The following is a 23,474-nucleotide window of genomic DNA, read 5'->3' on the forward strand; positions in this document are numbered from 1 at the left end:
GGATTCCTTATAGTTGTTCTTTTAATTTTTTCAATGCTTCTGCAGCAGCTTGTTGCTCTGCTTCTTTTTTCGACTTACCACTACCAAGACCTAAAGCCACGTTATTTAAAGTAACACGTGACACAAATTCTCGATTGTGGGCCGGTCCTTTTTCTTGCAAAATTTGATACTCAATATTGCCACTACCATCACGCTGAATCAATTCTTGCAATTGACTCTTATAATCCATCACATGAGAAAAAGCACCTTCATTAATTTTCGGATATACAACTTCTTTTAAGAATCCCCAAACTGTTTCAAGCCCTTGATCAAGATAAAGGGCACCAATAAACGCTTCAAAGACATCCGCTAATAAAGCTGGTCGTTCACGTCCACCCGTCATTTCCTCACCTTTCCCTAATAAAACAAGGCTTCCAAATGACAACTCGTTTGCAAAACGAACAAGAGATGGTTCACATACAATAGCTGCACGTAGTTTTGTTAACTCTCCTTCGCTCATTGTCGGATATTTTTGAAACAGATACTGCGACACAGTAAGTTCCAATACTGCATCTCCAAGGAATTCGAGACGCTCATTGTCTTCATGCGGTTTTTTTCGATGCTCATTCACATACGATGAATGCGTAAATGCTTGAATCAATAATTTTTCATCTGAAAACGTAATACCTATCTCTTCTTGAAATACTTTAAATGCTTCACGATATTTTGTTTCGTATTTTTTTTCTCTATGTTTTCGGTACGGCATAGGTCCCTCCAGATATAAGCCGAGAAGCCCCGCTAAAAAACGGGACTTCACTTAAGCATTATAGATGACTCTCTATGTAAGTCACAGCATCGCCAACAGTAGCAATCTTTTCAGCATCTTCATCAGAAATTTCCATTTCAAATTCATCTTCCAATTGCATTACAAGTTCTACTACATCTAGGGAGTCTGCGCCTAAATCTTCTTTAAAGCTCGCAGCTGGTACTACTTCAGTTTCTTCTACACCTAAACGATCAACGATGATTTTTGTTACACGCTCTAAAACATCTGCCATTCCATTCACCTCCCCTCAAATATTATATTAAATATTGGCCAAAAAAACTAGTTGAAATCGATTCTTTTATTACATTACCATTCCGCCATCAACATTTAACGTTTGCCCTGTAATATATTTGCTTTGATCAGAAGCAAAAAACGTTACAGCATTTGCGATATCTTGCGCTTCACCAAACTGAGCTGCAGGAATTAATTTTAACATTTCGGCTTTTATATTTTCATCTAATACATCCGTCATATCAGTCGCAATAAACCCAGGAGCAATTGCATTTACAGTAATATTACGGCTCGCTAACTCTTTTGCTGATGTTTTTGTTAATCCGATTACACCCGCTTTAGCAGCAACATAGTTTGCTTGTCCTGGATTACCTGTTACTCCAACAACAGAAGCGATATTAATAATACGTCCATGACGTTGACGCATCATATATCGAGATACTGCCTTCGTACATAAGAATACACCTTTTAGGTTTGTATTAATAACTGTATCCCATTCTTCTTCTTTCATACGCATTAACAAATTATCTTTTGTTACACCTGCATTATTTACAAGAATATCAACTTGTCCAAATGTATCTACAGTTTGTTTCACCATATTTGTAACATCTTCAGCATTTGCAACATCTGCTCTTACTGCAATTGCATCCGAACCTAATTTCTTTATTTCATCAACTACTTCATTTGCCTTTTGCTCATTACCAGCATAATTTACTACAACATTTGCCCCTTGTTTCGCTAAATCAATCGCAATTGCACGACCAATTCCACGTGAAGCGCCAGTTACTAATGCTACTTTCCCTTTTAACATCAGTTTTCTCCTCTCAAATTTGAAATGGTATCTTTTAATGTCTCTTCATCGTATATCGCATATGCTTTCACTGATGAATCAATTGACTTCATAAGTCCAGCAAGTACTTTCCCAGGTCCAATCTCAATAAATGTATCTACCCCTTGATTCACCATGTTTTCAATGGACGGGTACCATAAGACAGGCGAATAGAGCTGTTCAATTAGCTTTTCTTGAATATGTGCACCACTTGTAATAACGTCTGCTGTTACATTTGCGATAACAGGAATATTCGTATCTTGAATTGTAATTTCATTTAAGACACTTTGGAACTTCTCCGCTGCTGGCTTCATAAGCGAAGAGTGGAACGGTCCACTTACCTTAAGTGGAATTGCTCTCTTTGCACCATTTTCTTTCGCTCTTTGAGAAGCAATCTCGACTCCTTGCTTTGTTCCAGAAATCACAATTTGCTTCGTACTATTCATATTAGCAATTTGTACTGCATATCCTTCACTTGTTACTTCTTCTGTAACTTGTTTCAGCATATGTGGATCAGCACCTAAAATAGCCGCCATTGCACCTTCTCCGCCAGGAACAGCTTCTTCCATATATTCCCCACGTTTCCTTACAGCATATACAGCGTCTTCAAAAGTTATTGCACCCGCTGCTACAAGAGCGCTATATTCACCTAAACTATGTCCTGCAACAAAGTCTGGTGTAATATCATACTCTTTCAAAGCTGTCAAAATAGCAAAACTCGTTGTTAATAAGGCCGGCTGCGCATTTGTCGTTAACGTAAGTTTTTCCTGCGGCCCTTCAAAAATCACTTCTGAAAGCGAATCTTGCAACACCTCATCTGCTTTGACAAACACATTTGCAACCTCTTTATTATTCTCCGCTAACTGTTTACCCATTCCAACTGCCTGTGAACCTTGGCCCGGAAAAAGAAATGCTAGTTTTCCCATTTCAAATCCTCCTCTTATTGGAGTGGCTCTTTCTCCATTACGCTTGAAATAGTAGGAATAACTTCTTTCGCTACCATTTCTCTCGTTTGACGAATCGCACTAAATATTGATTGGTCATTGGAAGAACCGTGAGCCTTAATGACAGGAGCTTTCAATCCAAATAATGCCGCTCCTCCATACTCCGAATAATCCATTTTATCTTTTAATACCATAAGTTTTGGCTTTAATACCGCTGCTGCTAATTTGCTCGTAAACGAACTCATTAACTGCTCTTTTAACATAGAAAATAACGCAAGTGCTGTTCCTTCTAATGATTTTAGCGCTACATTTCCTGTAAAACCATCACATACAACAACATCTGCTACACCTTGCAATAAATCTCTTGATTCAACGTTCCCAACGAAATTAATTGGGGCATCCTTAAGCATTGCAAAGACTTGTTTTGAAAGCTCGTTCCCTTTGCCATCCTCTGTTCCAACGTTCAAAAGTCCAACGCGAGGATTTTTAATTCCTCTTACTTTCTCAGCGTATACAGATCCCATTATTGCATATTGATATAAATGAATTGGTTTTGCATCAACGTTCGCTCCAACATCTAACATAACAAAACCTTCTCCATCAACAGTTGGCATTGTAGGGGATAAAGCTGGTCGCTCAATTCCTTCCATACGACCTACAACGAACAATCCAGCCGCCATTAAAGCTCCTGTACTACCAGCTGATATACAAGCATCCGCTACGCCGTCTTTCACTTGCTGCGCTGCTAGTACCATTGAAGCTTGTTTTTTTCGACGAACCGCTCTTACAGGTTCATCTGTCGATTCGATTTTTTCATCTGTATGAAGTATAGTAATTCGTTCTTCACTCGTTAAGTATTGACGAATTTCCTCTTCTTTCCCTACTAACGTAATATGTAAATCAGAATATTCCTTAATAGCTTTCATTGCTCCTAATACGACAGCCTTTGGAGCATGATCGCCGCCCATTGCATCTATTGCGATTTTCATAAGTTGTTACCTTCCTCACTATAATTACTAGATCGATACATTTCAAAAGTGCCTGTAAAAACAAGTTCTTCTCCAACAAAGCTACGCACTTTGACAACGGTCCGGCCTTTATCATTCTCTACATCTTCAACGCGCGCTTTTGCAACAACACGCTCTCCTAATTTTACAGGACGAATGTATCGAATGGTAGACTTTGCAGTTAAAGCTAATTCTTCATCAATAACCGCAACAGCTAGTGAGTTTGCTTGTGCAAACAAATGATGCCCACGGGCAATCTGATTTCTTTTAAATACGTGTTCTACCTTCACTTCAAAGATAGAAATCGCATGTCTATCTAATTCTATATCAATAATTTCTCCGACAACCTCTTCTAACGGTAAAGATTTCACATCTTCTTCATGTTGCTTTGTAGCTACATGTTTAATTCTTTCTCTTAATTCAGGAATAGATAATTCCATACGATCAAGACGTACGGTTTGTATACTCACTTGAAATTTTTCTGCTAAATCTTCATCCGTAATAAAAGGATTCGCTTCTATTGTTTGTTGTAATAATTCTTGTCTTTCTTTTTTACTTCTTCTTTTTTTCATACCGCACCATCCATTTTTATGACTAGGTACTAACAGTAGTATATAATCATTAAAAGTAGAATGCAACAAAAACTTTCGTTGCCTCCCTTTAATCGAGCTTCTCTCCTTGGAACACACCTGTCCCGTCAAGATAAGTACGCAGCGAAGCATACTGATCATTATGCCAAAACGCTTCTGAATCTACTAGTAACGCCGCATCTTGTCTAGCTGTTTCTAACGCTCGATAATCATGTACCATATCAGCAACCTTGAATTCTGGTAAACCACTTTGCTTACTTCCAAAGAAATCTCCAGGACCTCTTAACTCTAAATCTTTTTCTGACAATACAAATCCATCATTCGTTTCGGTCATAATACGCATTCGCTCTTTTCCCGTTTCCGATTTTGGATCCGCGATTAATAAACAATATGATTGTTCACTACCACGCCCAACACGTCCCCTGAGCTGATGGAGCTGCGATAAACCGAAACGCTCTGCATCATAAATAACCATTACAGTCGCATTCGGTACGTTCACACCTACTTCAACAACTGTTGTCGACACAAGAATTTGCACTTTATTTTCACTAAATTGTCCCATTATCTCTTCTTTTTCTTGAGATGAGAGTCTGCCATGCATTAATCCGACTTGACATTTCCCTTGATAATGATGAGTCAGCATACTATGTAAGTCGATCGCATTCTGTACATCAAGTTTCTCAGATTCTTCAATAAGGGGACAAATAACATATGCTTGTCTTCCTTTTTTTATCTCCTTCTCCACAAAACCGAGAACTCGATCTAACATATCATGTTTTGCCCAGTATGTTTCAATTACCTTTCTACCAGCTGGCATCTCATCGATTATAGAAACATCCATCTCTCCAAATGCAGTAATTGCTAACGTACGCGGAATTGGCGTCGCCGTCATAAATAAAACATCCGGACTTTCACCTTTCTCCCTTAAAACTCGTCGCTGCGCTACACCAAATCGATGTTGCTCATCAGTAATAACGAGACCTAACCTATGAAAGATAACTTCATCTTGAATTAAAGCATGTGTTCCAACAAGGATATCTATTTCTCCTTGTTCTAATTTTGCCAAAATCTCTCGACGCCTTACACCTTTAACAGAACTTGTTAACAATTCAACCTTCATACCAAAATGCGAGAACGTCTCTGCGAGCGATTGATAATGTTGCTCTGCTAAAATTTCTGTAGGAACCATTAAAGCGCCTTGATAATGTGCTAATTTCGCTGCATAAAGGCCAATCGCTGCAACGACTGTTTTCCCAGAACCTACATCACCTTGCAATAGACGATTCATCCGATAAGGAGATGTCATATCTTTCATAATTTCATCTACAACCCGGCGCTGTGCACCAGTTAACGGAAACGGAAGTGTATCGATAAACTCTTGCAATTCTGCTGAAGGAATTTCTTTTTTCGTCCCTTTCGAATTTTCCCTCTCCATTTTCCGTAATGTTTGCATTTTTAGCTGAAATAAGAAAAACTCCTCATATACAAAACGGCGACGCGCTTGTTTTAAATCTTCCTGCCCTGCTGGAAAATGCAACGCCCGAAGCGCTTCATAACGTGGTAATAATTTATATCGACTTAGCAATCCGTCAGGCAACACTTCAACTATAGATTCTCCATACTCCTTGAACGCTTGGGTAATAAAACGGCGCATCTGTTTTACTGTAAGTTTCCCTTTCACTGAGTATACAGGCTCTACTTCTTGTTGACGTACAACTGGTCCAAAATGAAGCTCTGATACTGCAATCGTTTGACGATGCTGATCCCATTTACCAGTAATCGTTACCGTTTCATCTAAAGTTAACTTCTGCTTATAGTACGGTCTATTAAAACATACAGCTGTAATTAAATAACGACCGACGAGGACACGAACCGTAAGACGCGACTTTTTCTTCCCATAATATTGCAGTAAAGGAGCACTGTGAACTTTCCCCTCAACTGTTACCCGTTCATCATGCTTTACTTCAGCAAGATCTTTCATCGCATAATCTTCATAACGGTACGGAAAATGTTCTAATAGATGAGAAACTGTATAAATTCCCATCTCGTGTAGTAATTCAGATGTTTCGCCTCCGATTCCCTTTACATCCGTAACAGGAACTTGTACAACTTCATTCAAGATTCTCACGCTCCGTCACATTATTTTCTTTGATTCATTATCCATTAACGCGATTTACATCTGTAATCGCTCTATTTCACCTTATATATTCTATCATAGGCATTCTAAGAGAAACTACTCAAATCCCTCATAAGCAATACGAAAGAAAAGAGCCTCACTATTAGCAGCAAGGCTCTTTTTATCTTCAATATGCTAGCCTTTTGAATAAAAACTAGTAATAAACTTCATATTACTACTTCTTATCCATCAGCAAGTAAGTAATCCATTTATTTTCAAAACGAATTTTTTCTTATTCTACAGAGAAGATGAAAGAATACACCGGTTGGTTTCCAGTATGTACTTCTACTTCTGAGTCCTCAAAGTTCTCTTCTACAAATTCAACTAACTCAGCTACTTCTTCGTCAGTTGCATCTTCACCTTGTAGAATCGTTACGATTTCAGAATCTTCATCAATAAGTGCTTCTAGTAATTGCTTCGCAGCTCCTACTTTTTCAGCATTTGTTGATACGATTTTTCCATCTGCGATACACATGAAATCATCTTTTTGAATTGCTACACCATCAATTTCCGTATCACGTACAGCATACGTAATTTGACCGGTTTTCACATGAGATAAAGCTTCTTTCATGTTTTCTTCATTCTCTTCTAACGTTCCAACTGGATTAAATGCTAACATTGCAGCCATACCTTGAGGAACTGTTTTCGAACGAATTACAATCACTTCTTGATCAACAACTGACGCTGCTTGTTCTGCTGCCATCACGATATTCCCGTTGTTCGGTAAAATAATGATTTTTTCAGCGTTCGCTTCTTCAATCGCCTTCACAATATCCTCCGTACTTGGATTCATCGTTTGGCCACCTTCGATAACTTTCGTCGCGCCAATGCTCTCAAATAAAGTTTTGATACCAGATCCCATAGCTACAGTTACGATACCGTACGGTTGTTTCTCTTTAGACTGGCTAGTCGGCTCAGGCATCATAGTCGGCTCATCTAATAAAGCAGTATGCTGTTCACGCATATTTTCTACTTTAATCTTAATTAAACTACCATAACGTTGTCCATAATTCATAGGATCTCCAGGATGTTCCGCATGAATATGAACCTTAACAACCTCATCATCTGATACAACAAGTAGTGAATCTCCGTATACACTAATATCTTCACGGAATTTTTGTTCAGAGAAATTATGTTCTTTCATTTTTTGAGGCTCTAATTTCACCATGAATTCCGTACAATATCCATACTTTATATCTTCTGTACTCAATTGGCTTTGTACACTACGGTGATGTTCTGCGCGTACCATGTCATTCATAGATGGTTGGGCAGACACATTAGAAGAAATCGTTTCTCCTTTTAAGTCAGCTAAAAACCCTTCATATACAACAACAAGACCTTTACCACCGCTATCTACAACGCCAACTTGTTTTAATACAGGTAATAAATCTGGCGTACGATTTAACGATGCATTCGCTTCTTTCACAACGTCTTCCATAAACAAAACAAAGTCGCGCTGTTTTTTCGCAACTGTCACTGCATATTTACCCGTTTCTCTTGCAACCGTTAAAATCGTTCCTTCAATCGGTTTCATAACCGCTTTGTAAGCCGCTTCTACCCCAGCATCTAAAGCTGCAGCAAAATCAACTGTTGTTAATTCTTCTTTTTGTTCAATGGATTTAGAGAAACCACGGAATAACTGAGATAAAATAACACCAGAGTTACCACGAGCTCCCATTAATAATCCTTTGGCTAAACTTACGCCGACTTTACCAGCATGCTGTGAAGGATTTGCTTTCACTTCACGTGCGCCTGAAGTCATTGATAAGTTCATGTTTGTACCGGTATCGCCATCTGGAACTGGAAATACGTTTAATGCATCAACAAGCTGAACATTATTTGTTAAATTATTCGCTCCTTGCATGATCATTTGTGATAAACGTTTCCCATCAATTTTTTGAATTGACACAGATTTTCCTCCTTAATGCACATTACAAGTTTATTACTTTAACTCCTTGTACGTAGATGTTTACTGAATCTACTGCTAGTCCTACAGTTTGATCTAATGTATATTTCACTTTCGTCTGCACGTTATGTGCTACTTCTGAAATTTTCGTACCATAGCTCACAATAATATACATATCAATATGTACTTCATCTTCATCTTTACGAACAATAACACCTCTAGTGAAGTTTTCTTTTCGTAAAATGTCTGTTAAACCATCTTTTAACTGATTTTTTGATGCCATACCTACGATACCATAGCAATCTACTGCGGCACCTCCAGCAATTGTTGCAATTACATCTGTACTAATATCAATTTGACCATACTTTGTTTTAATTTCAATTGACATCTCGTTTCCCCCTTCATAAATGGTGAAAGTGAGCTAGACTACTTTAGTTACTATCATATAATCTTTTTAAAGAAAATTCCATCGTTCTTTCTTTTCACTCTCATATTTTATGTTTTAAATCACATTTTTTATGATGAGCAAAATAGTCCATTGTTATTATACAACATGTACTACTATAATATGTCAAGTAATTTTTCTTGATTTCAACTTTTCATCATCGACATATGGTGTCAAGTAATTTTTCTTGATTTCTTTTTTCTACGGTGTTGCATTCTCTTTTTAGTTGTGTTAAATTATAGTAGTGTTTTTAGCATCGCAAAAAAGACTAACATTGAAAAATTACGTATGGTAAGGTATCAAGGGAGGGAAATATAAATGGCTCGTGTTTGTGCTATCACTGGAAGAAAAGCTCGTTCTGGTAACTCTCGTTCTCACGCAATGAACGCTACAAAACGTAAATGGGGCGCTAACCTTCAAAAAGTTCGCGTACGCATCGACGGAAAAGTTCAACGTGTTTACGTTTCTGCTAGAGCATTAAAATCTGGCAAAATCGAACGTGTTTAATAATAAAAAAAAGAGCCGCTAGGCTCTTTTTTTACTATGACAATGGAAAAAGCACCGGTAATAGGTGCTTTTTTTAATCTTTTTTGAAGGTATTTAACATGGCACGAACAATTCCACCAAGAAATTTAGGTAACTTAATTGTATAAAATCTCATGGTTTCCCTCCTAATCCCCATTACTCCACTTGTTCACTATATGATGTAAGGAGCAAAATTGTTTCTTTAATCAGTGCTTCTTATCACCATTAATATGCCAGAACTAAATGAAAAAGTACCTTTTTCCTCAACGAGTTCATTACTAATACAAAGTGTTGATCCCCATTCTATTGTTTTATTAGTTAGAGGATACTTAAAACCAAGTAATGTAATCCCTTCCACTATTTCAGTAACCGGTACAAAAGATACATAAGGGAAATTTTTATTATCTTCAATTATATGTGTACCTACTTTTTTCACGCTTATTTCATTTTTATTGTCTACAATACACATTTCTATCTCTACTTCTAACCCTCTTAAAAGCATCTGTATATTTGCTAAACCATGATCCAGCCTTCCACCGGTGGCACCAAAAATACGAATCAATGTAGGATTTTGTTCTAACGCCCAGTTAATCGCAATTTCCAAATCTGTTTGATCTTTTTCACGAGGAACAATATGTAAGTCATTTGTTTGCTGGCCCATCCATACTAATTCCTCTTCAGTAACTGAATCGTAATCTCCAAACGCAACAGCTGGAGTAATTCCTCCTTTTAATAAACGGTATACACCTCTATCAACTGCCGCCCAAACTACTTTCTCATTTTCATATCGAGAAAAATCTGCACAATATTCCGCAGGTCCGCCCGCTAAAATATGAATAATCATGTTTCCTTCCCTTTCTATTGTAAAAAGGCAACCTGCCATTCGGTAGATTGCCTTTTTACATATTTTTTCTCTATCCTTTATAAATAGTGAAAACTTACTACACTAGAAGATTCACTGGGATAAAGACTCGCTCATTCATTATCCACGAATGACACGAATTGCTTCACCGCGGTCTTTTTGATTGTATACTGCTGACCCAGCTACAAGTACATTTGCTCCTGCTTCCACACAAAGTCTTGCTGTTTCAGCGTTTACACCACCATCAACTTCAATTTCTACGTCTAGATTGCGCTCTTTAACCATTTCTGCAACTTGTTTAATTTTCGGTAATACAGAATGGATAAATTTCTGTCCGCCAAATCCAGGGTTTACTGTCATAAGTAATACCATATCGATATCCTCTAATACATGCTCAATCGTTGAAACTGGCGTATGCGGATTTAATACAACTCCCGCTTTAATGCCATGAGATTTAATTAACTGAATCGTACGATGTAAATGAGGGCACGCCTCTACATGAACAGTAATAATATCTGCTCCTGCTTTTGCGAAAGTCGGGATATAGTTATCAGGATTTTCAATCATTAAATGTACATCTAACGGTAACGATGTAATCGGGCGGATCGCCTCTACAATTAATGGTCCAATCGTAATATTTGGTACGAAATGTCCATCCATTACATCGACATGAATGTAATCCGCTCCGCCTTTTTCTACATCTTTAATCTCTTCCCCTAATTTTGAAAAATCTGCTGATAAGATCGATGGTGCAATTTTAATCATAACTAATACCTCGGCTTTCTCTCTCTAATTTCTTCTACGAATTGTTTGTAATTCTTATAACGATATTCTGTAATTTTTCCTTCTTCAACCGCAGCCTTCACAGCACATTTCGGTTCAGAAAGATGTGTACACCCTCTAAATTTACAGTATTGGCTCGCTTCTTTCAACTCCGGAAAACAATATGTAAGATCTTCTACCTCTATATCTATGAAATCAAGTGAACTAAAACCAGGTGTATCTGCAACTAGTCCACTTCCAACCGCAATTAATTCCACATGTCTTGTCGTATGTTTCCCGCGTCCTAAATGCGAGGAAATATCATTCGTTTTCAGTTCTAAATCTGGGCGTAAAACGTTAAGCATAGAAGATTTCCCAACACCAGATTGCCCTGCAACAACAGAAACACAATCTTCTAAGAATGGTTTTAAAATATCAATACTTTCCGAAGTGTTGATAGAAGTAAATAATACATCATATCCCATCTCACGATAGTCATTCGCATAAGATTCAACAGTCTCTCTCATTTTTTCATCCACTAAATCCATCTTACTAATGCAAATAATCGGCTTAATGTTATGATATTCAATCAGCACTAAAAATCGATCTAACAGTCCCGGATTAAAATCTGGTTCTACTGCTGAGAAAACGAGAATTGCTTGATCAACATTAGCAATAGGAGGCCTAACAAGTTCATTTTTTCGATCAAATACTTCAAGCACGTATCCTTCACTTGGATTATCTGCTTGAAAAACGACTTGGTCTCCTACCAGTGGTGTAATTTTATTTTTTCTGAACACACCACGCCCGCGGCATTGTGTAATCCCTTCTTCATGCTGAACATAATAAAACCCACTTAGAGCTTTTACAATTTTTCCTTCTGGCATATAATTCTCCTTTATTTTGTATAAAGTGAAGCTGTAATTAATATTGAATGGTTTAAAATTCTTTAAATACTTATTTCAAAACCCGTCATATATACAAGTTAATATATTTAATCTACCATCAAATTTAAAATATTATTTATAACAGTATCACTTTGATAGCTTTTTGAATCATATATTTTTGCCTGTTATACAGTCCACTATATGTAGACAGCATAACAGGCAAGAGTAATACATTCCATCTCCTCTAGAAAGAAAATGGAAGTCATTATTATTGAGTTGGGTATGGTACTTCTTTGTCGATAATCGTTACACCATCTCGTACAATTTTATAGTGTCCTTTTGTACCTTCTTGAATTACAAATTCTAAAGAAATAGTTGCCGACTCTGAAATTGTTCTAGTTTCAATTGGTCTATCCATTTTTTGTTGCATATCTTCTTTATAAATTTCTATCGTTTGTGGTTTTTTCTCACCTATTATAGAAGACTCATAAGGAATAGAGATATTATCCACTTTCACTGTTTTCGTTACTTTCGGCTTAGGACCCTCTGAAATGATAATCGTGACTTTATCTCCTTCTTTTAACGGCGTTCCTGGTTTTGGAGATTGCGAAATTACAAGTCCTTTATCAACAGTATCGGAATACTCTCGTTTTATATCTGGAGTTAGTTTTCTCTCATTCAAATAACCATTTACGCTATTTTCAGTCCATCCTGAAAAATCACCTGGTCTAATTTGATAAGGACCTTTACTTACCCAAATTTTCAGTTCTTGTTCCGCTTCTACTACCATTTGATCCGGCGTCGGGATTTGCTCAACGATTTCACCTTTTGGCCTATCATTTTCAATATAATTTATTGTAACTTGTTTATATTTTTCTTCTAATTCATTCCTTATACTCTCAAAATCTTTTCCTGTGAGATCACTCATCTTATTTTTCTTTTTTCCACCTGATTGATAGATAGTAATTTTAGAGTTCTCTTTCACGACTCTTCCGGCCACAGGGTCTGTTTTTATAACACCACCGACCTCTACATCATCTGTATATACGATATTAGGTTCCGTAACCTCAAAACCCTTTTCAACTAATGTATTTACTGCAGTCGTATATTTCATACCAGCCACATCAGGGACTTTTACATCTTTTGGAATAAAGAATCCTGGAATAACAGTAAGCGCTAACGTTATTCCAATCGCTAAAAGTAAAAATGTTGTAATTAAAATTTTGAGCCATTTATTACTTCGTTTTTTCTTCTTATTTAATTCTACTTCTTCTTTTCTTTTCTGTTCATCCACTTTACTTCCTTTTAAAACAATTGTTTCATCAGTTATATTTTCGAATAATTGTTCTTGTTGAATAATCGGAATCGCTTTCGTCGCTTCCATATCTTCCGGTATGTAAAATGGCTGCTCATTTATCCTCTCTGGATAAAGCGCAGTTTCAATATCTCGTTTCATCGCATTGGCAGATTGATATCGATGAAATGGATCTTTCGCAGTTGCCTTCAATATAATATTTTCAACACTTTGCGGAATATTTTCGTTCCATCTTCTCGGAGACGGAATTTCACTTTGTAAATGTTTTAAAGCTATAGCAACAGCAGATTCGCCAGAAAATGGTTGTCTTCCTGTTAACAACTCAAACATAACAATCCCTAGGGAATAAATATCTGATTGTTTATTTGCTATCCCGCCGCGTGCTTGTTCTGGTGATAAATAATGCACCGAACCGAGTACTGAATTTGTATGTGTAATTGTTGTTGCACTTGTAGCTGTCGCAATTCCAAAATCTGTTACTTTTATTACTCCATCAGCTCGAATTAAAATATTGTGCGGTTTAATATCGCGGTGCACAATTTCAAAATGATGGGCGTGTGCCATGGCGGATGTTAACTGCTCCATAATATCAAGAGCTTCTCCTATCGGTAACATGCCTCGCTCAATTATGTATTGCTTCAATGTTTGTCCTGGTACATACTCCATTACAAGATAATATATACCATCTTCTTCTCCGACATCATACATATTCACAATATTTGGATGCGACAACGTTGTAACAGACTGCGCTTCTCGATGGAAACGTTTAATAAACTCTTCGTTATTTGAATAGTCGAGTCTTAGTATTTTTACCGCTACATCTCGGCCAAGTATATCATCATGAGCTAAATACACATTGGCCATTCCACCGCCACCAATCATTTTCAGTAGCTTATAACGGTCATTTAAGCGTTTTCCAATCAGCACGTTGCACTTCACCTACTTTCGTTTGTCGAACCCGCATAATCAATAAGAACAAGGGTGATATTATCTTCCCCGCCACGATCATTCGCCAATTGAATGAGACGTTGTCCCTTAGTTTCAAGCTGTTCATTTAACTGTAAAATTTGTTGCATATCAGCTATAGAAACTTTGTTAGATAATCCATCAGAGCAAAGAAGTAACTGATCATCTTCCTCAAGCACCAATGTTTTAACATCTAATCCGACTTTTTCTTCTGTTCCTAATGCCCTTAACAAAACATTCTTTTTCGGGTGATATTCTGCGTCTTCTTTTGAAATTTCACCATGTCTCACAAGCTCATTTACAAGTGAGTGATCTTCCGTTACAAGCGAGATTTCGCCCTCTGATACCATATAACAACGACTATCTCCTATATGACCTATTGTCACAAAGTTTGGCGTACAAATCGCTATTATTAGTGTTGTTCCCATACCATTACATTCTACATGTTGCTTAGAGTACTCGTATATACGCTCATTAATAATCCCAACACTCGTATGTAACCACTCTTCTACTTTTTTTGGTTCATTCATATTATGCGTTTGCTTCCAATAATCATGGAATAATTGAATGGTCATCGAGCTAGCTACATCACCAGCTCGATGACCTCCCATTCCATCTGCTACTACCGCTAAAATATTTCCATCTAAATTGTGAAAAACTCCTGCACTATCTTCATTATGTTGACGAACTTTTCCTTTATCTGATAGAAACACGGCCTTCATCTCGTCACCTCGTCTCTTCTTTACGCTCCTTCGCACGTAACTGACCGCAGGCTGCATCAATATCATGACCTTGTTCACGGCGAATTGTTACATTCACTCCACGATCTTTTAACGTTTTTTCAAATAAGAAAATTTGTTCACGTGGCGTACGTACATAATCACGTTCAGGTACGTAGTTTACCGGAATTAAGTTTACATGACATTTTACACCTTTTAAAAGCGCAGCAAGTTCTTCAGCTTGCTCAACTTGGTCATTTTCTCCTCCAAATAAGCCATATTCAAACGTAATACGACGCCCTGTTCTATTTACATAGTATTTAACAGCTTCCATTAAGTCTGGTAGCTTATAAGCACGGTTAATCGGCATTAATTTTGAACGTAACTCTGTATTTGCAGAATGCAATGAAATCGCAAAATTAATTTGCATATCTTCTTCAGCGAACTTATAAATTTTTGGAACAATTCCACTTGTTGAAACTGTCATATGTCTTGCGCCAATATGAATTCCTTTTTCATGATTTACAATGCGTAAGAATGACATTAAGTTGTCGTAATTATCAAACGGCTCTCCAATTCCCATAACAACAAGCGAACTTACACGTTCTTCTGTTTCATCAAGTGCACGTTGCACTTCTACTACTTGCGCTACAATCTCTCCAGCCTCTAAGTTTCGTTTTAACCCACCAAGTGTAGATGCACAGAACGTACAACCAATACGGCATCCGACCTGTGTTGTTACACAAATAGAATTTCCATATTCATGTCGCATTAACACTGTTTCAATAGAATAACCATCATATAATTGGAATAAGAATTTAATTGTTCCATCAGAAGATGTTTGTTTTACTAATGTATTTAAAGTAGTAATATCAAAGGAATTCGACAATTTATCGCGTAATCCTTTAGAAAGATTCGACATGTCGTCATAATTTTTTACACGTTTTTTATATAGCCAATCAAAGATTTGTCCTGCACGGAATTTAGGTTCTCCTTGTTCCTTTAACCAATCTTGCATTTCATGAAGTTGTAAAGAATAAATTGATGGTTTCTTCGTTTCTAGATTTTTCTTTTGTTTTCTCACAGTCGTTTCCACGATGCTACACCTTCTTCCTTAAACAAGCAATATAAAAGCCATCTGTTGCAAAATAATGCGGTAAAATTCGTACTTGACCTTCATCAATATACGGATTTAACTTTTCTGGCATGCGACCTTTTATCGTAGTATCCCATTCAAATTCAGGATGCTCTTGTAAAAATTGCTCTATTACTTGTTCATTTTCTATTTTTTCTATTGTGCACGTACTATAAACAAGGCGACCACCTTGTTTTAATAACGGTGCTATTTTTTCTAGTATTGCAAGTTGAATCGTCGATAATCTTTCACTATCGCCTTTATTTTTACCTAACTTAATATCAGGTTTACGTCTAATCACACCAAATCCAGAACATGGTGCATCTACTAATATTTTATCAAATGTTTCATTCGCAAAGTGTTCTTGCACTTTTCTAGCATCTAGTGCTTTTGTTTCGACATTTTCTAGACCCAGTCGCTCTGCTTGTTGTTTAATTAAACGTACTTTGTGTGCATGTAAATCAAGAGACATAACTTGACCTGTTCCTTTTAATCGCTCTGCAATGTGCGTTGTTTTTCCGCCCGGAGCAGCACAACTATCAAGAACTACATCTCCCTCATTCGGTTCTAAAGCGCGTGCTACAAGCATAGAACTTTCATCTTGAATAGAAAGAAAACCTTTTTTGAACGCATCTGTATGCGCTACATTTCCTCTTTCAATTTGGATTGCATCCTCTGATAAATCGCCGCGCTTCGCTTCTATACCTTCACTAGCCAACAACTCAATTGCTTCGTCTACTGTTATTTTATCAACATTTACACGCGCTGTTGGTACTGGGGGTAACATGTTCACTTCACACATTTTCTCTGCTGTCTCTAAACCATATTCAGAAGCCCAGTCTTGAACAAGCCACATTGGATGACTTGTTGCAATTGCCAAACGTTCTACCGGATCTTTGATTTCATCTACAGAAGGTACACCTTCTCTTTGAATCGAACGTAATACCCCGTTTACCATACCGGCAATCCCTTTATGCCCGCGACGCTTTGCAATCTCAACTGCTTCATGAATAGCCGCTCTTTCGGGCACTCGATCTAAATAAATCATTTGATATAAAGATAAGCGAAGTAATACTCTTACCCACGCCTCAACCTTCTTTTTTAAAAAAGGCTGTAAATAATAATCTAATGTGTCACGACGTTGAATCGTTCCATATACAATTTCAGTTAACAAACCAATATCTTTTCTATCAATTGCATTTTTTTCAATTAGATTATTTAAAAGTAAGTTACTGTATGCACCACTTTTTTCTACTTGAATTAAGCCATCAAGAGCTAACTCACGAACATTTTGTCTCATGCATTTTCTCCTAACTTCGTTCCAATTTCAGGTTTTGTGCCACGTAAAAATTGCGAACAACTCATACGTTTTTTACCAGAGGGTTGCAATTCAGTGATTTTAACACCTGTCTCATTCCCTGTTGCTACAACAAAACCATCTTCTTCGATCGCAACAATCGTACCTGCTTCAGCTGATTTCGTTACAGGTACTTTTTCTCCCCACCATACTTTAACAACCTGTCCTGCTAAAGTTGTATAAGCAACTGGCCATGGATTCAATCCGCGAATGTGATTGTATACTTCTTCACCTGTTTTTGTCCAATCAATTTTCTCTTGCTCACGTTTTATATTATATGCAAACGTTACTTCTTCTTCATTTTGTTTAATTGGTTCTAACTTACCTTGAATTAGTAAAGGTACTGTTTTAGATAAAAGATGTGCCCCTGCTTCGCTTAACTTATCAAATAACGAGCCTGTCGTTTCACGTTCTTCAATTTCCACTTCTACTTGCGTTAAGATATCACCAGCATCCAATTTCTCTACCATATACATAATTGTAATACCTGTTTTTTCTTTACCTTCCATAATTGCATAATGAATCGGTGCACCACCACGAAGTTCAGGAAGTAAAGAGGCGTGGACGTTAATACATCCATACTTCGGTGCCTCTAAAATTTCATTTGGTACAATCTGACCGAACGCAGCTGTTACAATTAAATCTGGCTCTAATGCCAATACTTTTTCATATTCGTCTTTTTCACGAATTCTTAACGGCTGTAACACTGGAATACCATGTTTTTCTGCTTCAACTTTAACAGGTGTAGGTGTTAATACTTTTTTTCTACCTACCGGACGATCGGGCTGCGTCACAACACCTATTACATCATAGCCATCTTCGATAAGACGACGAAGCACCGGCACTGAAAAGTCCGGTGTTCCCATAAATACTACTTTTATCATTTAAAAACCGCTCCTTTTAATACCTATTCTAATTCGTTTTCCTCATAATATCTTGTCACTTTCGATGTAAATAACACACCGTGTAAATGATCGATTTCATGTTGAATTGCACGTGCTAAAAATCCTTCTGCTTCTAGTAAAAATACTTTACCTCGGCGATTTTGCGCACGTACTTTAATATACTCCGCACGTTCCACTTCACCATAAAGTCCCGGGAAGCTTAGACAGCCTTCGGGACCTACTTGTTCACCACGTTTTTCTAGTATCGATGGATTGATTAACTCGATTTTCCCCGTATCATCACCGATATCAACTACCGCCACTTGCAAGCTTACACCTATTTGAGGCGCAGCTAAACCGACCCCGTCCGCAATTAACATTGTTTCATGCATATCTTTCAACAATTTAATTAACTTTTTATCAAAGTTAATTACTCTTTCGCATGGTGTTTCTAACACTTCATTTGGATGCTTTACTATTTCTAAAACTGCCATATTTCCCTCCGCTACATTAACATTGTTGGATTAAAATCAATTGAGATTTGTAGCTCTTTTTGCATTTCTGCTTGATAATGTTCATTTACCATTTTGAGCACGTTCTTTAAGTTTGGTTCCCGTTTGTATTTTATCATGCATTGATAACGATATCTATCTTTTATCCTTGGAATTGCTGAAGCAACCGGTCCTAACACCATTGTTTGCTGCGTGCAGTGCGCCCGTAAATGACCGACAATTTTTTCCGTCACTTGCACTGCCTTTAATAATTCTGGATGAGATACTGTTACAAGTACAACATAGTAATAAGGTGGGTATTGTCTTGTTCGTCTCATTTGCATTTCTTGGTCAAAAAACACATCATATTGTTGGTTCTTCGCTAACTCTATACTGTAATGTTCTGGCGTATACGTTTGAATTATAACTTCCCCTGGCAATTCATGTCTGCCTGCTCGTCCACTTACTTGCGTCAATAACTGATACGTCTTTTCACTCGCTCGAAAATCAGGTAAGTGAAGCATCGTATCTGCAGTTAACACCCCGACAAGCGTTACTTTAGGAAAATCTAATCCTTTCGCAATCATTTGTGTTCCAAGTAGTATATCTGCTTTTTCTTCTCCGAACGCCTTTAATAATTTTTCATGCATTCCTTTGCGACTTGTCGTATCTACATCCATTCGAATGACTCGTGCCTCTGGAAATAATTTTGTAATTTCTTCTTCTACCTTTTGTGTACCTGTACCAAAGAAACGAATATATGTACTTTGACAAGCAGGACACGCAGTCGGCATATTCTCTTCATGACTGCAATAATGACATTTTAAACGATGGTTCATTTTATGATATGTCAGCGAGATATCACAATGCGGACATTGTACAACATACCCGCAATCACGGCACATAACAAATGTAGAATGACCTCTTCTATTTAAGAAGAGCACCATCTGTTCTTTCTTTTCTAATCGATCTGCTATTTTTTCATGCAATGCCTTCGAAAACATGGAACGATTCCCGTCACGAAGTTCCTCACGCATATCAACAATCTCTACTGTCGGTAAAGGTTGTTCATTCATACGTTTTTCCATCGTTAGTAATTCATACACACCTTTTTTCGCTCTTGCAAACGATTCAAGTGTCGGTGTTGCACTACCAAGAACGATAGGACATTTATGATATTGCCCCCTCCACACAGCTACATCCCTTGCATGATACCTCGGATTATCTTCTTGCTTATAGCTCGATTCATGCTCCTCATCAATAATAATAATCCCTAAATTTTCAAAAGGAGCAAATACAGCTGAACGTGCACCAACTACAACTTTCACTTCTTTTCTTAAAATCTTACGCCATTCATCATATTTTTCTCCAACAGACAGCGCACTATGAAGAACCGCAACTTGCGAGCCAAATCTACCTTTAAAACGATCTACCATTTGAGGAGTTAGTGCAATTTCAGGAACAAGCACAATAGCTTCTTTCCCTTTCGCGAGCACCGCTGCTATAGATTGTAAATATACTTCTGTTTTTCCGCTTCCTGTAACACCATATAGTAAAAATGGATTGTAAGTTTCATTTGTAATTGATGATAAAATCGGTGCAATAACTTGCTTTTGTTCCTCCGTAAGCGGGAATGGTTTCGTTTGTTCAAAATCATCATCGTCATACGGATTTCGGTACACTTCCACATACTTTTCTGAAATTAGCCCCTTTTTAACAAGTGCTTTAATCGGAGCGTTTGTTATTTGCAACTCTTCTGTTATTACTTTCAACGGCACACTTTTATAATTTTCCACAAAATAATAGAGTACATCTTGTTGTTTTTTACTTTTCAGTTCAAATGCTGCTAATTCCAATTTATCTTCTGACAACTCCGGTTGAACGACTCTTTGTTTCTTCTTTTGCACTTTATCTTTTACCTGATAAACAACTTCAATCGTGCCATTTTTAATTTCTTGTTGAATCGTGCGGTATAGATGCGGCTGCGTCTCAATCGCTTCCCAATCTATCGCTTCTTTGTCCTGAAATAAAAACAGTAGTTCAGGTGCTACTTCTTCTTGCTTGCGAAGTTGTAGACGCTTTTTATACGTTGCTTTTATCGCTGTTGGAAGCATGACTTGAAAAGCTGAAATCATATAACATAATGTTTCACTCGTAAGCCAATATCCAAGCTTTAATAACTCCTCGTTTATAACCGGTGTTACATCTAATATTTCATGGATTGCCTTTAACTTCTTACTTTCTACTTCAGCCGAATCTTTGATCCCAATAATAAAACCTTGCAATTTCCTTGGACCAAATGGAACTACTACACGCATGCCTGTCTGGACAATATCTTCCCACTTTTTAGGGATAATATAATCAAATGGTCGATCTGTCTGACGTGCAGGTACATCAACAATTACACTTGCAAATTTCATAGACAATCATCTTCTAACATCATTTCAATTTGCTTTAATATTTCACGAGCAACCTCTTTCTTCGTTAAAAGTGGCAACTCGATAACTTCTCCATCTTTTCTATACATTGTTACAATGTTTGTATCTGTACCAAATCCAGCTCCTTGTGCCTTTACATCGTTCGCAACAATCATATTCGCATTTTTCTCACGTAATTTTTTTGTTGCGTATTCCTCTACCTTTGTCGTTTCAGCCGCAAAACCGATAAGTAACTGTTTGTCCTTCATCTCACCTAACGTTTTTAAAATATCTACTGTTCTCTCGAGTTCGATTACAGCATCACCATTTTTCTTTTTCATTTTATTATCATGAACATATTTCGGGCGATAATCTGCAACTGCTGCTGTTTTAATGACAACATCTACGTTTTGATACTGTTGCAGAACTACTTCTAACATATCTTGTGCAGATTCCACTTGTACCGTATTTACATGTAATGGTGGGTTTAATGCTGTCGGTCCCGAAACAAGTATGACATCAGCACCTAAGTTCGCTGCAACTTCCGCAATTGCATATCCCATTTTTCCAGAAGAAAAATTGGTCATAAAACGCACTGGATCAATCTTTTCACGAGTTGGGCCAGCAGTTATTAATATTTTTTTTCCTTGCAATGGTTTTTGTTCGGAAAAAGCTTCTTCTAACCGTGCAATGATTGCTTCCGGTTCTTCTAGTCTTCCCTTCGCAACATAACCACACGCTAAAAAACCTTCTCCAGGCTCAATAAATGTATATCCTAATGTTTTTAACGTCATCATATTTTTTTGTACAATTTTGTTTTCATACATATGCACATTCATAGCAGGTGCAATCCACACTGGGGCTGTAGTAGCTAACAAAGTAGTTGTAATCATATCGTCTGCAATACCACCAGCTAACTTCCCAATACAATTGGCAGTAGCAGGTGCAACAAGTACTACATCTGCCCAATCTGCTAAATCGATATGTGCAATAACAGCTGAGTCTTTCTCATCGAATGTATCTGTATATACGTCATGGCGAGAAAGTGCTTGAAATGTAAGAGGCGTAACAAACTTCATTGCCGACTCACTCATCATTACTTTTACAATAGCACCAGCTTGTGTCAATTTACTAGTTAACGCAGCCGCTTTAAAGACCGCAATGCCTCCTGTTACACATAGAAGTATCTTTTTCCCTTTTAGCATATGGCTCGTCCTCTTTCTTTTTCAAACTTATAATACTGAAACAGAATTCCCAGCTCATCAGTACCAATATTTCTTCCCTATCGTAAAAAAATAACAACCTACTTGTAAATAGGTTGTTACCGTTACATAGAAAATTATAAAGTCTATGTTTTAGTTTGTCGAAAAGAATGTCTTAATCGATGATTTTGTCTTCGCTTGGTACATATTTTAATACTTCTGCATCGATTTCTTCTAATGATTTACCTACACATTTATGAGAAACAGGTTGCTCGATAACACAGTTATCAGCAAGTTGCATTTCACGCGCACGTTTTGCAGCTACTGTTACAAGTGTATATTTAGAATCGATTTTTGTTAATAATGAATCAATTGATGGATTTAACATAATTATAGACCCTCCGTCATTTCTTTATAATATTTTGCTACTCTTTCGCGGCGGCAATGTTCACCAACCACAATTGCTTTAATTCTTTCACAAGCTAGTTCAACTTGATCGTTTTCTACAACATAGTCGTAAGCGTCCATCATTTCGATTTCTTCTTTCGCTACCGTTAAACGATTTTCAATAACATCTTCAGTTTCTGTACCACGGCCGACTATACGGTTCTTTAGTTCAGATAAACTTGGAGGTGCTAAGAAAATAAATACACCTTCTGGGAAAGCTTTCTTAACTTGAATTGCTCCTTGCACTTCAATTTCTAAGAATACATCTTTTCCTTCTTGTAATGTTTTTTCAACATAGTCAATCGGTGTTCCGTAATAATTACCTACGAACTCAGCCCACTCAAGTAATTTTTCATTACGAATCATGTCCTCAAATTCTTCTCTCTCTTTAAAGAAATAATCCACACCATCTACTTCACCTTCACGTGGCTTACGTGTCGTTACTGAAATGGAGTACTGAAAACGTGTATCCTCATGACTAAACAGCTCTTTTCGAACCGTTCCTTTACCAACCCCAGAAGGTCCTGAAAGAACGATGAGCAATCCTCTTCTACTTCTCATAAATATGTAAA

General features: G+C 37.2%; 24 protein-coding genes. 1 reads left to right on the forward strand and 23 read right to left on the reverse strand.

Annotation, left to right across the window (positions count from 1 at the left end; genetic code table 11):
- Positions 1-7: 7 nt before the first annotated feature.
- The 9 genes from rncS to F8162_RS09395 form a co-directional block, all read right to left on the reverse strand.
- Positions 8-745: a ribonuclease III gene (rncS, locus tag F8162_RS09355; protein ID WP_001146868.1), complete on the reverse strand. Its 738-nt coding sequence runs from the start codon at positions 743-745 to the stop codon at positions 8-10.
- Between the two features lie 58 nt (positions 746-803).
- On the reverse strand, positions 804-1,037 hold the full coding sequence (acpP, locus tag F8162_RS09360) for an acyl carrier protein (protein WP_000786062.1): 234 nt from the start codon (positions 1,035-1,037) through the stop codon (positions 804-806).
- Between the two features lie 69 nt (positions 1,038-1,106).
- Positions 1,107-1,847 carry a 3-oxoacyl-[acyl-carrier-protein] reductase gene (gene fabG / locus F8162_RS09365; protein WP_151632650.1) on the reverse strand — a complete coding sequence of 247 codons (741 nt, stop codon included), beginning with the start codon at positions 1,845-1,847 and terminating at the stop codon, positions 1,107-1,109.
- On the reverse strand, positions 1,847-2,791 hold the full coding sequence (gene fabD, locus F8162_RS09370; protein WP_151632652.1) for an ACP S-malonyltransferase: 945 nt from the start codon (positions 2,789-2,791) through the stop codon (positions 1,847-1,849). The genes fabG and fabD overlap by 1 nt, the downstream gene beginning before the upstream one ends.
- A 14-nt stretch (positions 2,792-2,805) precedes the next feature.
- Positions 2,806-3,798, reverse strand: a complete 993-nt coding sequence (gene plsX / locus F8162_RS09375; protein WP_151632654.1) for a phosphate acyltransferase PlsX — start codon at positions 3,796-3,798, stop codon at positions 2,806-2,808.
- Positions 3,795-4,388, reverse strand: coding sequence for a transcription factor FapR (gene fapR, locus F8162_RS09380; RefSeq protein WP_071746801.1), 594 nt, complete (start codon positions 4,386-4,388; stop codon positions 3,795-3,797). The genes plsX and fapR overlap by 4 nt, the downstream gene beginning before the upstream one ends.
- Before the next feature lie 88 nt (positions 4,389-4,476).
- Positions 4,477-6,525, reverse strand: coding sequence for an ATP-dependent DNA helicase RecG (gene recG / locus F8162_RS09385; protein WP_151632656.1), 2,049 nt, complete (start codon positions 6,523-6,525; stop codon positions 4,477-4,479).
- Positions 6,526-6,814: 289 nt separating this feature from the next.
- Positions 6,815-8,491, reverse strand: coding sequence for a DAK2 domain-containing protein (locus tag F8162_RS09390; RefSeq protein ID WP_151632658.1), 1,677 nt, complete (start codon positions 8,489-8,491; stop codon positions 6,815-6,817).
- A gap of 22 nt (positions 8,492-8,513) precedes the next feature.
- Positions 8,514-8,876: an Asp23/Gls24 family envelope stress response protein gene (locus F8162_RS09395; protein WP_000021109.1), complete on the reverse strand. Its 363-nt coding sequence runs from the start codon at positions 8,874-8,876 to the stop codon at positions 8,514-8,516.
- A gap of 375 nt (positions 8,877-9,251) precedes the next feature.
- Between F8162_RS09395 and rpmB the strand changes: the two genes are divergently transcribed.
- Positions 9,252-9,440, forward strand: coding sequence for a 50S ribosomal protein L28 (gene rpmB, locus F8162_RS09400; RefSeq protein ID WP_000124776.1), 189 nt, complete (start codon positions 9,252-9,254; stop codon positions 9,438-9,440).
- 73 nt (positions 9,441-9,513) lie between these two features.
- Here the strand turns inward: rpmB and spoVM are convergent, their stop codons facing one another.
- The 14 genes from spoVM to gmk form a co-directional block, all read right to left on the reverse strand.
- Positions 9,514-9,594, reverse strand: coding sequence for a stage V sporulation protein SpoVM (gene spoVM / locus F8162_RS09405; protein WP_001213599.1), 81 nt, complete (start codon positions 9,592-9,594; stop codon positions 9,514-9,516).
- A 66-nt stretch (positions 9,595-9,660) separates the two neighbouring features.
- On the reverse strand, positions 9,661-10,341 hold the full coding sequence (locus F8162_RS09410; RefSeq protein ID WP_151632660.1) for a thiamine diphosphokinase: 681 nt from the start codon (positions 10,339-10,341) through the stop codon (positions 9,661-9,663).
- A gap of 99 nt (positions 10,342-10,440) precedes the next feature.
- Positions 10,441-11,085: a ribulose-phosphate 3-epimerase gene (gene rpe, locus F8162_RS09415; protein ID WP_087958595.1), complete on the reverse strand. Its 645-nt coding sequence runs from the start codon at positions 11,083-11,085 to the stop codon at positions 10,441-10,443.
- Between the two features lie 2 nt (positions 11,086-11,087).
- Positions 11,088-11,969, reverse strand: a complete 882-nt coding sequence (gene rsgA, locus F8162_RS09420; protein WP_151632662.1) for a ribosome small subunit-dependent GTPase A — start codon at positions 11,967-11,969, stop codon at positions 11,088-11,090.
- Between the two features lie 268 nt (positions 11,970-12,237).
- Positions 12,238-14,211 (reverse strand): serine/threonine protein kinase PrkC, encoded by a 1,974-nt coding sequence (gene prkC, locus F8162_RS09425; RefSeq protein WP_151632664.1) that lies wholly within the window; start codon positions 14,209-14,211, stop codon positions 12,238-12,240.
- Between the two features lie 8 nt (positions 14,212-14,219).
- Positions 14,220-14,972 (reverse strand): Stp1/IreP family PP2C-type Ser/Thr phosphatase, encoded by a 753-nt coding sequence (locus F8162_RS09430; protein ID WP_000648694.1) that lies wholly within the window; start codon positions 14,970-14,972, stop codon positions 14,220-14,222.
- A gap of 4 nt (positions 14,973-14,976) precedes the next feature.
- Complete coding sequence (gene rlmN, locus F8162_RS09435) at positions 14,977-16,065, reverse strand: 23S rRNA (adenine(2503)-C(2))-methyltransferase RlmN (RefSeq protein WP_000450539.1); 1,089 nt, start codon at positions 16,063-16,065, stop codon at positions 14,977-14,979.
- A gap of 4 nt (positions 16,066-16,069) precedes the next feature.
- On the reverse strand, positions 16,070-17,404 hold the full coding sequence (rsmB, locus tag F8162_RS09440) for a 16S rRNA (cytosine(967)-C(5))-methyltransferase RsmB (RefSeq protein WP_151632666.1): 1,335 nt from the start codon (positions 17,402-17,404) through the stop codon (positions 16,070-16,072).
- Positions 17,401-18,345: a methionyl-tRNA formyltransferase gene (gene fmt, locus F8162_RS09445; RefSeq protein WP_000598790.1), complete on the reverse strand. Its 945-nt coding sequence runs from the start codon at positions 18,343-18,345 to the stop codon at positions 17,401-17,403. Before fmt ends, rsmB begins: the two co-directional genes overlap by 4 nt.
- A gap of 23 nt (positions 18,346-18,368) precedes the next feature.
- Positions 18,369-18,839 carry a peptide deformylase gene (def, locus tag F8162_RS09450; RefSeq protein WP_151632668.1) on the reverse strand — a complete coding sequence of 157 codons (471 nt, stop codon included), beginning with the start codon at positions 18,837-18,839 and terminating at the stop codon, positions 18,369-18,371.
- Between the two features lie 11 nt (positions 18,840-18,850).
- A complete protein-coding gene (gene priA / locus F8162_RS09455) occupies positions 18,851-21,256 on the reverse strand; it encodes a primosomal protein N' (RefSeq protein ID WP_151632670.1) in 2,406 nt (801 codons plus the stop codon).
- Complete coding sequence (coaBC, locus tag F8162_RS09460) at positions 21,253-22,458, reverse strand: bifunctional phosphopantothenoylcysteine decarboxylase/phosphopantothenate--cysteine ligase CoaBC (RefSeq protein WP_151632672.1); 1,206 nt, start codon at positions 22,456-22,458, stop codon at positions 21,253-21,255. Before coaBC ends, priA begins: the two co-directional genes overlap by 4 nt.
- A 172-nt stretch (positions 22,459-22,630) precedes the next feature.
- Complete coding sequence (rpoZ, locus tag F8162_RS09465; protein ID WP_000933964.1) at positions 22,631-22,843, reverse strand: DNA-directed RNA polymerase subunit omega; 213 nt, start codon at positions 22,841-22,843, stop codon at positions 22,631-22,633.
- Between the two features lie 2 nt (positions 22,844-22,845).
- Positions 22,846-23,463: a guanylate kinase gene (gene gmk / locus F8162_RS09470; RefSeq protein ID WP_151632674.1), complete on the reverse strand. Its 618-nt coding sequence runs from the start codon at positions 23,461-23,463 to the stop codon at positions 22,846-22,848.
- Between the last annotated feature and the right edge of the window lie 11 nt (positions 23,464-23,474).

It is taken from the genome of Bacillus sp. CH140a_4T, assembly GCF_008923725.1.
Lineage (GTDB): Bacteria > Bacillota > Bacilli > Bacillales > Bacillaceae_G > Bacillus_A.

Excerpts from the sequence above, each read along its gene's own strand:
- rncS (WP_001146868.1), bottom strand. The coding sequence starts at position 745 with ATGCCGTACCGAAAACATAGAGAAAAAAAATACGAAACAAAATATCGT.
- acpP (WP_000786062.1), bottom strand. The coding sequence starts at position 1,037 with ATGGCAGATGTTTTAGAGCGTGTAACAAAAATCATCGTTGATCGTTTA.
- fabG (WP_151632650.1), bottom strand. The coding sequence starts at position 1,847 with ATGTTAAAAGGGAAAGTAGCATTAGTAACTGGCGCTTCACGTGGAATT.
- fabD (WP_151632652.1), bottom strand. The coding sequence starts at position 2,791 with ATGGGAAAACTAGCATTTCTTTTTCCGGGCCAAGGTTCACAGGCAGTT.
- plsX (WP_151632654.1), bottom strand. The coding sequence starts at position 3,798 with ATGAAAATCGCAATAGATGCAATGGGCGGCGATCATGCTCCAAAGGCT.
- fapR (WP_071746801.1), bottom strand. The coding sequence starts at position 4,388 with ATGAAAAAAAGAAGAAGTAAAAAAGAAAGACAAGAATTATTACAACAA.
- F8162_RS09395 (WP_000021109.1), bottom strand. The coding sequence starts at position 8,876 with ATGTCAATTGAAATTAAAACAAAGTATGGTCAAATTGATATTAGTACA.
- rpmB (WP_000124776.1), top strand. The coding sequence starts at position 9,252 with ATGGCTCGTGTTTGTGCTATCACTGGAAGAAAAGCTCGTTCTGGTAAC.
- spoVM (WP_001213599.1), bottom strand. The coding sequence starts at position 9,594 with ATGAGATTTTATACAATTAAGTTACCTAAATTTCTTGGTGGAATTGTT.
- F8162_RS09410 (WP_151632660.1), bottom strand. The coding sequence starts at position 10,341 with ATGGCAGGTTGCCTTTTTACAATAGAAAGGGAAGGAAACATGATTATT.
- rpe (WP_087958595.1), bottom strand. The coding sequence starts at position 11,085 with ATGATTAAAATTGCACCATCGATCTTATCAGCAGATTTTTCAAAATTA.
- rsgA (WP_151632662.1), bottom strand. The coding sequence starts at position 11,969 with ATGCCAGAAGGAAAAATTGTAAAAGCTCTAAGTGGGTTTTATTATGTT.
- F8162_RS09430 (WP_000648694.1), bottom strand. The coding sequence starts at position 14,972 with ATGAAGGCCGTGTTTCTATCAGATAAAGGAAAAGTTCGTCAACATAAT.
- rsmB (WP_151632666.1), bottom strand. The coding sequence starts at position 17,404 with ATGAGACAAAATGTTCGTGAGTTAGCTCTTGATGGCTTAATTCAAGTA.
- fmt (WP_000598790.1), bottom strand. The coding sequence starts at position 18,345 with ATGATAAAAGTAGTATTTATGGGAACACCGGACTTTTCAGTGCCGGTG.
- def (WP_151632668.1), bottom strand. The coding sequence starts at position 18,839 with ATGGCAGTTTTAGAAATAGTAAAGCATCCAAATGAAGTGTTAGAAACA.
- priA (WP_151632670.1), bottom strand. The coding sequence starts at position 21,256 with ATGAAATTTGCAAGTGTAATTGTTGATGTACCTGCACGTCAGACAGAT.
- coaBC (WP_151632672.1), bottom strand. The coding sequence starts at position 22,458 with ATGCTAAAAGGGAAAAAGATACTTCTATGTGTAACAGGAGGCATTGCG.
- rpoZ (WP_000933964.1), bottom strand. The coding sequence starts at position 22,843 with ATGTTAAATCCATCAATTGATTCATTATTAACAAAAATCGATTCTAAA.
- gmk (WP_151632674.1), bottom strand. The coding sequence starts at position 23,463 with ATGAGAAGTAGAAGAGGATTGCTCATCGTTCTTTCAGGACCTTCTGGG.